The organism is Methanosarcina sp. DH1 (assembly GCF_020804205.1).
In the GTDB taxonomy this organism is placed as follows: Archaea; Halobacteriota; Methanosarcinia; order Methanosarcinales; family Methanosarcinaceae; genus Methanosarcina; species Methanosarcina vacuolata.
The window spans coordinates 1-10,804 of record NZ_WJBJ01000041.1 but is presented as its reverse complement, the minus strand read 5'-3'; the positions used below and the strand labels follow the sequence as shown (position 1 = coordinate 10,804).

Sequence of the window (10,804 nt, the reverse complement as noted above, 5' to 3'; positions counted from 1 at the left end):
ACACTCGACTAGTCGTCGGCAGCGTCAGATGTGTATAAGGACMKAATCTAGTTAATAAAGAAGAAAAACATCAGGAATGGAGTAAAAAMGCAAAAAAGAAATTTTACAAGTATAGAAMTRAATTAAAGCTTGAAAGAAGACGAAAAAAGGAAAATCTTCCACTTAATAGTCTTGAAAAAGCAAAATATAACTTCAATAAATTAATGGAAAATATAAGAACATATGATGAATYGGTTCAAAAACGATTGTGGATGATCAATAAACACTGGCTAAATCTTACTTTGTTCCATTATCTTCCAGGAGCGCCAGCGACAAATAATCCTATTGAAAGCTACTATTCAAAAAGTTTAAAAACGGATAACAAGAAGCAGTTCAGGACCGATAAAGGAATTGAGAATCAGATTAAACTTACTCAAATGAGAAGATTAAATTTGCTCAAGAAACCACAAAAGTCATTTCTGGAATTGTTCAGATTATTTACTCCATTTAAGCTTTAGTAAAAGATATTTTTGAGAGCGAAGTTGAGGATTAAGTAGCGGAGCGTATCGATTTTAATCAAAAAATCCAGTGAAAAATTAAAGGAGTAAAATAATTCTTTGGCATTCTTGCCAAAGAAATCGTTTCTCAAGGATTATTACAGTTTGTTTGAGCAGTTAGCAGAGAAAAGTGAAGTTTTAAGGACGGAAAAAATGAGAAATCACTAAATTATGAAACTGAGTCCAAATTGCACTCTTACTCATATATATAAGGGATTTTCTATTTCCTTTGATTTCCTGGTCATGATTTCTCCTTTTATTGCTTCATAGTATTTCATAGTATCAGGGGTAACTGAAGGTCGTGTCTCTGAAACTGCTTTAAGGAAATGTTTTTGTTTAACATTGTCTGCATGAAGTTCTTCACGCAGGGCGTATCTTCCTGCCTTTTTACATATTGCTGCAAGATCTGCGCCTGTGTAATTATCGGTACGGACAACGAGTTCCTCGATATCCACATCTTCTGCAAGAGCCATCTTCTTTGTGTGAACCTTGAGAATTTCCCTTCTAGCTCCTTTATCAGGGACCGGGACGAGAATAAGCTCATCAAAACGCCCTGGACGAATCAAAGCCGGGTCTATGATATCAGGACGGTTAGTTGCACCGATCACCACCACTCCCTTGAGTTCTTCAAGACCATCCATTTCGGAAAGAAGCTGATTAAGGATTCTGGCTGTAACCTGAGGCTCACCTGCTGAGATCCCACGGATGGGAGCAAGTGAGTCAAGTTCGTCCAGAAAAACAATTGAAGGGGCAACCTGTCTCGCCCTGGTGAAGACCTCAGCAATCCTCTTTTCTGACTCTCCATACCACTTGGAAAGAAGGTCGCTTCCTTTGGCAGTGATAAAATTGGCATCTGACTCATGGGCAATGGCTTTTGCAAGAAGGGTCTTTCCAGTACCCGGAGGACCATATAGGAGTACGCCTTTTGGAGCTTCAACACCTATATGCCGATAAGACTCAGGGTTTTTAAGTGGCCATTCTACAGCTTCTTTCAGGAGACATTTTACGTCTTCCAGGCCGCCAACATCGTTCCAACTGATATTGGGAATCTCAATAAGTATTTCCCGGATGGCTGAGGGCTGCACATCTTTCATGGCCTCTTCGAAGTCTGCTCTTGTGACCTGTAATGAATCCAGAATTTCTTTTGGGATATGAGGTTCTTTTAGATTAATCCTCGGGAAGACACGCCTAAGAGCTCTCATAGCAGCTTCCCGGCAGAGTGCTGCAATATCAGACCCCACAAACCCATAGGTAATTTGAGCAAGATCCATGAGATTTACGTCCTCTGTAAGGGGCATTCCTCTCGTATGAATATGGAAAATTTCGAGCCTGCCTTCGGTACTCGGGACCCTGAGCTCAATTTCCCTGTCAAACCTGCCCGGGCGGCGCAGTGCCAGATCCAGGGCTTCAGGGCGGTTCGTTGCACCTATCACGATTACATTCTTGCGACTTTTCAACCCATCCATCAGGGAAAGGAGCTGAGCGACCACTCTCCTCTCAACTTCTCCTGTGACCTCAGCTCTTTTCGGGGCAATGGAATCGATCTCGTCCAGAAAGATAATTGCTGGTGCATTCTTTTCAGCCTCATCGAAGATATCGCGGATAGCTTTTTCGGATTCTCCGTAATATTTGGACATTATTTCCGGGCCGTTGATTGAGATAAAATAAGCATCAGATTCACTTGCAACAGCCCTTGCAAGCATAGTCTTGCCAGTACCGGGAGGGCCATGGAGCAACACTCCTTTTGGGGCTTCAATCCCTAACCGATCAAAAAGTTCAGGGTATTTCAGAGGGATTTCTACCATTTCCCTTACCTTTAAAATCGCATCCTGGAGTCCACCCAGATCTTCATACATAACAGTGGGAATGTCCTGCTCAGGAGTAATTTCCCTGGCTTCCGGCAGGAGTTCGATTTCGGTCATGTCAGTGATCTTTACTATCCCCGACGGAGAGGTAGAAACAACCTGAAGCTTGATTTCCCCGAGCCCGAAAGAGGAGCCGAAACCCTGTCTGAAAAAGTCCTGGAAAAATTCATCCAGCATGAGTCCTTTGCCATAAGTATCCATATCTCGGGAGCTACTTAAACTGGTGGTGGAGATAAAATCCCCTTTTGAAACCGTACGGTTCATGAAAACAGCACTAAGAGTCTCACTGGGAGCATAAATTTTTATTCCCCTTTTTACGGGAGAGAGGGTCACATGTTTTGCTTCTTTCCATTCTGCTTTGCAGATTTCCACGTATTCTCCTATGCTGGTCTTCGCATTCGTGCGGATAAGCCCGTCCATACGGATGATATCAAGACCCTCATCGTCAGGATAAGGTCTCCCTATAAGAGCTGAGGTCACCTTTCCCCCTCTGATTTCCACAACGTCAAAGGAGTTTAAACCAAGCTTTTCCCTGAAGGCTTCATCGATACGAACTATACCTTTTCCGACGTCACGATGGTTAGCTTCTGCAACTTTCAGTTTGATTGTCTTTTCATCTCCATTAGTCAAGCAATCTCCCCCATTTACACACTACTCCCGCATTTACACACTACTCCCGCATTTACACACTACTCCCCATTTACACACTACTCCCCATTTACACACTAATATTGCGATTCCGAAATAGGTCATGAAACTTGCTTTTTGAATAGATCTGAAGATCACGGATTTTTCCAGGAAATAAGAAATCAATTTTGGAATCGAAGCACTGGTGTGGAATCGATGCACTAGTAGAACCTATAAATTTACTCATCCCCCGAAGATTTGACAGTACTATTCTTTGAGCCATATCATCTATGGCCAATTCTTTGAGCCATATCATCTATGGACCAGGGCCGGATAGTCCGTGTAGCCTTTCACACCGCCCACATAGAAGGTGGCCACATTCGGCTCGTTCAGTGGTGCATTCTGCCTGAAACGCTCTGGTAGGTCAGGATTGGCCAGGAATGGCACTCCGAAGGCAATAAGGTCGGCCTCGCCGCTGGCAATGATCTCATTCCCGCTGTGGAGGCCATAGCCGCCGTTCAGTATTAAGGTCCTTTTGAAAATGCTGCGCAGGATAGGCCCAATCCGTGCTTCGGGTGGCACAAACCCCATTCGGCCTCCTATGGGCTCGATTAAATGAAGGTATCCCAGACCCGTTTTGTTCAGCTCTCTGGTGAAATAGGAAAAGGTCTCCTGGAGATTGGCATCTGACATAGAATGCTCGGTATTGTGCGGGGAGATTCGGTAGCCGACACGATCGCCGCCCCACACTTCAATGACGGCTTTTGTGACTTCAAGCGGTAGACGGGCCCGGTTTTCAAGGCTGCCGCCGTACTTATCGGTTCGCTTGTTGGACCCACTCCGCAGGAATTGGTCCAGCAGGTAGCCATTGGCTCCATGGATTTCGACGCCATCGAACCCGGCGTTTCTGGCGTTCTCTGCCGCCTGCCGGAACTGCTTGACGATATCCGGCACCTCTTCGGTATTCAGGACTCTTGGCACGGGAATTAGCTTTTTTCCACCTGGTGTGTGGGTAAAGCCTTCGACGGGTAGTGCGGATGGTGCAACCGGCAGAGCGCCTCCCAGCAAGTCGGGGTGGGAAATCCTTCCTACATGCCAGAGCTGGATGAAAATCCTGCCGCCAGCCTGGTGGACAGCGTCTGTCACCTTCTTCCAGCCGGCAACCTGTGCTGCAGAGTATATGCCCGGCGTATGCACGTAACCTACTCCCTGCGGGCTAACCTGCGAACCCTCGGTGATAATCATGCCGGCTGAGGCTCGCTGTACATAATAAGTGGCCGTCAGTGAGACCGGTACGTCGGCATCCCCTGCACGGTTTCGGGTCATTGGTGCCATCACTATGCGGTTTGGCAGCGTGAGATCGCCCATCTGATAATGTGAAAATAAATCTGTGTCTCCTGCCATGATAATCATCTCCTTTAAGCTTGAAAAATCAGTAGCCATCTTTTTAGTATCAGCTATCTTTTTAGCTGGATTTTTAGCATCAGCTATCTTTTTAGCTGGATTTTTAGTATCAGCTATCTTTTTAGCTGGATTTTTAGAATCTCGGAATCTTCTCAATGCTCCCGCAATCATTGAACTGGTTCTGGTTATTGTCTCAGCGCTTAGCACCATCCCCAATTGTGCGACGCTTACAACTTAACCTTGAATCATTAAATACGAGCTAATCATTAAATACGAGCTCCGGGTAATTAATTCTACGATAATTATTATGGATTTTTTATTTAAATATTCGTAGCTTGCCTGATGATTGTCGGGTATTTAAGCTACCAAATCGCTGTCACTGTGCAGTCTAATGGAAGGACAAGTATTCTTTCCAGCCTGCGGTTGAGCTTATAAGTGTCCATCGTTCTGAGACTATGCAGTATACAGCACCTTCTCTCCTATTATTTTGTCAAATAGCAACCAAAAGCATCGGGCTGCCATAAACTGACAAATTCTAAAAATCAAGAGATAATCACTAATTTTAACCATTAAAACAGGAAGATATTCATTGCATACAGGATGTATAAAAATTACATTTTGAGGGACGGACTCTGGTTATGAAAGAAAGAGATCGAAACGAAGAGACAGAAAAGCAGTATAAGCTTGCTCTGGAAGCTGATCCCAATGATGTTGATTCTCACTTTAATTACGGGGTTTTCCTATATGAAATGGGTCGCATGAAGGAAGCGGAGGTACAGTATAAATTTGGACTGGAAATTGATCCAAAAGATGTATCAGTACATTCAAATTACGGACTTCTCCTGTACGAAACGGGTCGCATGGAAGAAGCTGAAAAACATTATAAATTTGCTCTGAAAATCGATCCTAAAAACGTATCCATACACATAAATTACGGACTTCTTCTCGAAAGTTTGGGACGTATGGGAGATGCTGAAAAGCATTATAAACTTGCTCTGAAAATCGATCCAAAAGATGTAGCTACACATGCAAACTATGGACTTCTTCTGAGCAAATTAGGTCGCATGAAGGAAGCTGAAATACAGTACAAACTCGGACTGGAAATCGATAAAGATGAGCCATTGATACACTATAATTACGGCCTTCTGCTGAGCAAAATGAATCGTATGGAGGAAGCGGAGGTACAGTATAAACTTGCTTTGAAAACCGATATAAAAATTGCAACCATATATTGTGACTATGGGAATTTCCTGCAGCGGATGGGGCGCGAGAAAGAAGCTGAAAAACAGTATAAGCTTGCTTTGAAAATTGATCCCAATTTTGCAGCTGCACACAATAATTACGGTGTTTTGCTTGAGATGATGGGAAATAAGGCCAAAGCTGAAAAACAGTATAAGCTTGCAATTGAAGCAAACCCAGATTATGCGGCGGCTTACTATAACTACGGAAATATCTTAAACGAAATGGGACGATTTGATGAAGCTGAAAAGCAGTATCAGCTATCTCTTGAAAAAGATCCTAATAGCGCAGATGCACATTATAATTACGGGCTTCTCCTGCACAATATGAATCGTATGGAGGAAGCTGAGGTACAGTATAAGCTATCTCTTGAAAACGATCCTAAAAGTACAGAGGCACATTGTAATTATGGGCTTCTCCTGAATGATATGAACCGCACGGAGGAAGCGGAGGTACAGTATAAACTTGCTCTAAAAGCTGATCCCGAAGATATAGATACACACTGGAATTATGGAGTTCTCCTCGAAGAATTGGGCCGTAAGGAAGAAGCTGCAATGCAGTATCTTCTTGCTTTGAAAGTCAGTTATGACAATGCATAATTGTATCATTGTATCTATTGAACGGCTCTATGTAGTCTGCGGGTTTGGGATGGATTTCCAGGACTGATTACAATGCAAAAGACCTTCAGAAAATTTAGTGACAAAACCTTCATGCTCGACGAATTCAGCTATTCAGGCATTTGTAAATCAGATGCAGAAAAGCGCAAAGCTATGTGGAAGAAGAATGGGCTTGGAGCCAGGTGCATAAAAAAGACAAACGGCAAGTATGTAGTTTATCGGGAATATGATGGGGACCCGAATGACGTAGAAGGCTCATCACTGTTTCCTGGGGATTGAAATTTATTTCCTTTCTTCACAAAAATTGTCAAGATCTTTTTTGAGATAGAAAATTCCTCTATGCAGCTGCCTGCCATGCCTGCAACATCAATAAACAGAGATAAAGACAGGAAAATCAGTCTCACCAGATACTTGGAGTGTAATCAAATTCGATTTCGTCAAGTTTTTCGGTAGGTAGGCCAACGTTTTCGAACATTTCCCTGAATACTGTTCTGTACTCCTCTTCAGGAATTTCTTTTCCGGCGCTGCCTGTGGGCATGTAAATATCTGTACGTATAAATCCCGAACTGCTCACATAGATATTGTATGTACTGAAATGATGTTTCCGAGTGATAGTAGTTTCAGGGATAACAAATTCTACGCACCCAAGTTTTGTATCGTTTCTGTAAAATTTGTCTTCAGATCCTATGAAAGTTGCTGTTTTGCTCTGGTTAAGGTAAGCATAGACTGCCGGAAAATCCACATTTTCTTTAGTGGTCAGACTCACAACTCCCTTTTGCTCCGGGGACTCATTCTTTAACTGTTTAAGAAATTCTCCAGATTCAGTTTCATTAAGCCCTAAACTCATTCCGAGCATCTTAAGCATCCAGGAGTCGTCCGGAAACATGGAAGGCATTTGCGGGGTAATATCACCGGCATCATTATGATGAGAATAATTGTAGAGTGTTACAAGCGTTTGATTTTTCTCATCTTTTGTAAATTCGAGGCATGTATTTAAGTTGTAGTAGAGAGCGATTCTTGATACCCTGTAGTCTGTTTTAAACCTGTCTTCAAGAGATTCAACATTTCCCGGGTCTATTAAATTTGCTTCATCCAGCTTGGTATAAGGTCCACTGAGATCATATCCGGCCTTTTCTGTTTTTGTGACAATGGAATTGTAATCAATTGGTCCGACGTCAACAGTATCTCCAGAATAAGAAGCCTGGTCATTAATAGTCATTAACGTAAGAAATCCAAGGAAGCCCACAAAGAAAAGCACAGCCAGACCTGCAATTGCCAATAGCAAATATTCTAAAATTTTGAGAGATTTACTCATTTCAGGGGCCTCCTATTTTTGGACTCATAGCGTTATCATTCTCATAAAAAGTTCACCACTCTTAATAAATATTGGGACGTTCTTTTAAAAATATCTCAAAGCTTCCTCAACGCCCGCATGCTGCAAAGCAGCAGATATCGGGCGGTCGCTGACAAAAAAAGAAGAAAAAGAAGAGAAGCAAAATTTCTGGATTCAAGAAGGTTTTCATTTTTCAGCAGGCGCATCAGTATACGTCCTGAGAGATCTCGGCGGGATAAACTCTTTATGTCATGAGCAAATCGCTTGCATACATTATACACGCTTGAATGTCTTGATGGGTCAGACCAAGATAGTTCCGAAGAATCTCAGATTCAGTCCAGTCGTGAGCCAGCAGATCGATAATGAACTCTACTGCAAGGCATGTACCTTTGATAACGGATTTGCCTGTAAAGACTACGGAGTCAATAATAATACGTTCTCGCTAGTTCATAGATTGCACCTAATGTTTTTTTGATGCACAAATTGAACCAATTGTAAACTTTCAAATGAGATGATAAGGTTGATTGATTTCGATTTCTGTTGTTTTTTCATCGATTCATTGTTTTTTTCTATATCAATCTGTATTGTTTTTCTATCAATTTAAGTATCCTCTTCAAATTGTATGGGTAAAAGTAAATTTCATGTATTTGCTGAAAATTTAAGAATTTACTCAAATATGAGAAACAACCTCAAGAGATGAATTCAATTTTATAACTGTGTGATAAAATTGTTGCATATTTATTGAGTTGGAAAATTCTCAATTCAATTTGAAGAGGATACCAATTTAATGTTGTTCTGTAACACAATTTTTGCTTTTTTGATACACACTGAATCAATTGTGAATTTTCAAATGATGAAATGAGGTTAATTGATGTAGATTTCAATAAACAGGAAAGAATTATCCTGAAATTAGCAAAAAGGCTTGTGAGCAAGTATCATCAATTACCCATTTTAATAAAAAGATTTTTCATCCTTTTACTTAACGTTTTATACAAATAGTCAAACATTGGTAGGTGTTCAAATATGAAACCGAGTTTTCCAGGACCTTCAAACTTAACAGTAGTGTATAATTTGCCGTCAATGCATATTTTGGATTTGAAGTTCATTTCTCTATTGATCGGAATGTGATCTCTATCTTTCATGAAAATTTTGATTTTTTCTTTGGTGTTTGGTTCTTCAGCCCTTAGATAGTAGTACTCTATTAACGGACACCTTTTTGAATATTCGTTGGTATTGTCCGTATAGTTATCATGGGCTTCAATTACAATAATTAAAGTATCAAAATCATTAAAGAATTTTAGTTCCTGTTTTAGTTTTGGGAAGCAGTAATCAATTGTAGCATTATAAACATTAGGAAATTCATTGAAAAATGTCTTGATATTTTCGAACACTTCTTCTGGTGTGTTGTAAGACCAACTATAATGACTACTTGGGTGCCTGTCGAAGTTTTTAGGAATATAAAGCCTATTAATTTCATTAAAGTCATTTAGAGAAGAGCTTTCTAAAAAATCAGAGATGAGTTTTAATGGAAAATTTCTTGTGCCCAGAGTTAAATTTCTATTATTGAACTGGCAATTCCTAATTCTTTCATTTACTCTTTTATCTATCTCTTCTTTTTTCTTCGGATTCAGTTGATGAAGTAGAAATGCTGGATCAATATAAGGAGAAAAAAGAGGATGGTATCCTAAGTTTATATTTTCATTATTCAAAACTTCATCTACCCAAATTGGGAGGTAGGCATAAAAAGACTGTCGAATTTCTCGACTTGTATAACTATTTTTTACTTTTAAACCTAGACATTCATGAAGGTTATCAATAATCCCAAAGATTACTTCACGAAAAAGAGATATATTGCGCAAAGGAAGTAATTTTTTATCACATATTTCGCTCACTTTTTTAATTACTAATTCTTTTGCATAATTTTCTGGCTGGAAATGAATAGGATTCGTTGGACCCGTACTTGTTATAACATAATCTCGTAATTCATCCTTCAACTTATCTGATATTTCCCTAATTTGCAAGTCATTTTTAAAGTAATTAATAGGATAAAGTAAATAGGTAATCTGGCCTTCAGAATAACTATTGTAAGCAATGCCTAATTTCCAACAAGAATCATAATATAGATCTTTTACAATGGAAAAATCCATATCTAAATACATGTTTAATTGATCCAAAAACCTATGAACATTTTTAAACTCTCTTCTTTCTAATCTAAGAAGGGGATCGGAATTATCTGAAAGTATTGCATATTTTTCTTGGAGATTTTTTATTTCCTCTCCTTGAGAATCATAAAACATTAGTTTTTCTTTAATTCCTTCGAGAATCTGGAACCCTTTATACATCTCTTTAGACAATTCTTTAATTTCGTGATTTGCTTCCTGCACTCCTTGATTGGTTTCTTGGGATAATTTGCATAATTTTTGAGTAGTTTCAGTTATTTGTTTTGCTAAGTAAAGCTTAAGATAGTCACGAAGTTCAGGATTTTTCTCGATTTCAGAATCTATAACTTCAAAAAAAGTATTTAAGATTAAATTTGCATCTTCTTTGGAGAAATCTTCTTGGCTGAATAGATTAAAAAATTCATTAATCAAAACACTTAAGCAAATAGACTTATTAGGATTTTTTAAGTATTCTTTAATTGCTGTTTCTACTTTTATCTCATGCAAAAATATGTCAATATTTATTTGATCAAATTTAGGATTCTTATTTGAAAGTTCTTTGATGACTTCATCACAGACTTTCCAGTAGGTGTCAAAAATTTTTTGAGGAATCTTTTTGGATGAATCAATAAAACAAGCTTTTAACCTATCTTCGGCAGGTAAACATATAATTTAATATAATTAATTTTTATATCTCTTTTCTTGATCTTCCATGGCAGATAAAAACAACATTAGAAGAGTTGAATCCTCAATAAAACGTACAAGCTTCTTAGGTCACCTTGGTCTCATTGCTGGAGTTTTCCGCGAGCTTGAAGTTGACAAATTGATCGATGAGAAACTTCCTAAAGAACGAGATCACAAGGTTCCTCACTCTGTCTGTATCCTTGCCATGGTACTCAATGGTCTTGGTTTCATAGGGCAACGTCTGTACCTTTTTCCTGATTATTTCAGAACTATTTCTATAGGAAGACTTTTTGGAGACAGCGTCACACAAGAAGACCTGAATCCATATGCTATTGGAGAA

At 39.6% G+C, this 10,804-nt stretch carries 7 protein-coding genes and 1 pseudogene; 4 read left to right on the top strand and 4 right to left on the bottom strand.

What is annotated here, in order from left to right:
- Positions 1-44: 44 nt before the first annotated feature.
- A pseudogene (locus FXW07_RS19065) lies at positions 45-497 on the top strand (ISNCY family transposase); the annotation flags it as partial.
- A 239-nt stretch (positions 498-736) separates the two neighbouring features.
- Here the strand turns inward: FXW07_RS19065 and FXW07_RS19060 are convergent.
- Both FXW07_RS19060 and FXW07_RS19055 read right to left on the bottom strand, forming a co-directional pair.
- A complete protein-coding gene (locus FXW07_RS19060; protein WP_229397180.1) occupies positions 737-3,031 on the bottom strand; it encodes a CDC48 family AAA ATPase in 2,295 nt (764 codons plus the stop codon).
- A 309-nt stretch (positions 3,032-3,340) separates the two neighbouring features.
- Positions 3,341-4,603, bottom strand: a complete 1,263-nt coding sequence (locus FXW07_RS19055) for an alkene reductase (protein ID WP_229397179.1) — start codon at positions 4,601-4,603, stop codon at positions 3,341-3,343.
- Between the two features lie 467 nt (positions 4,604-5,070).
- On the opposite strand from FXW07_RS19055, the gene FXW07_RS19050 reads away from it, so the two are divergent.
- Both FXW07_RS19050 and FXW07_RS19045 read left to right on the top strand, forming a co-directional pair.
- Positions 5,071-6,270: a tetratricopeptide repeat protein gene (locus FXW07_RS19050; RefSeq protein ID WP_229397178.1), complete on the top strand. Its 1,200-nt coding sequence runs from the start codon at positions 5,071-5,073 to the stop codon at positions 6,268-6,270.
- 111 nt (positions 6,271-6,381) lie between these two features.
- Positions 6,382-6,567, top strand: a complete 186-nt coding sequence (locus tag FXW07_RS19045) for a hypothetical protein (RefSeq protein WP_229397177.1) — start codon at positions 6,382-6,384, stop codon at positions 6,565-6,567.
- A gap of 121 nt (positions 6,568-6,688) precedes the next feature.
- On the opposite strand, the gene FXW07_RS19040 is transcribed toward FXW07_RS19045, so the two are convergent.
- Together FXW07_RS19040 and FXW07_RS19035 are read right to left on the bottom strand one after the other, a co-directional pair.
- On the bottom strand, positions 6,689-7,603 hold the full coding sequence (locus tag FXW07_RS19040; RefSeq protein WP_229397176.1) for a hypothetical protein: 915 nt from the start codon (positions 7,601-7,603) through the stop codon (positions 6,689-6,691).
- 956 nt (positions 7,604-8,559) lie between these two features.
- Positions 8,560-10,287: a hypothetical protein gene (locus FXW07_RS19035; protein ID WP_229397175.1), complete on the bottom strand. Its 1,728-nt coding sequence runs from the start codon at positions 10,285-10,287 to the stop codon at positions 8,560-8,562.
- 205 nt (positions 10,288-10,492) lie between these two features.
- Between FXW07_RS19035 and FXW07_RS19030 the strand changes: the two genes are divergently transcribed.
- On the top strand, positions 10,493-10,804 hold a 312-nt coding region (locus tag FXW07_RS19030), incomplete at its 3' end, for a DUF4277 domain-containing protein (protein ID WP_229397174.1).

Bases quoted from the DNA above. Each gene is read 5' to 3' on its own strand.
- FXW07_RS19055 (WP_229397179.1), bottom strand. From the start codon at position 4,603: ATGATTGCGGGAGCATTGAGAAGATTCCGAGATTCTAAAAATCCAGCT.
- FXW07_RS19050 (WP_229397178.1), top strand. From the start codon at position 5,071: ATGAAAGAAAGAGATCGAAACGAAGAGACAGAAAAGCAGTATAAGCTT.
- FXW07_RS19045 (WP_229397177.1), top strand. From the start codon at position 6,382: ATGCTCGACGAATTCAGCTATTCAGGCATTTGTAAATCAGATGCAGAA.
- FXW07_RS19040 (WP_229397176.1), bottom strand. From the start codon at position 7,603: ATGAGTAAATCTCTCAAAATTTTAGAATATTTGCTATTGGCAATTGCA.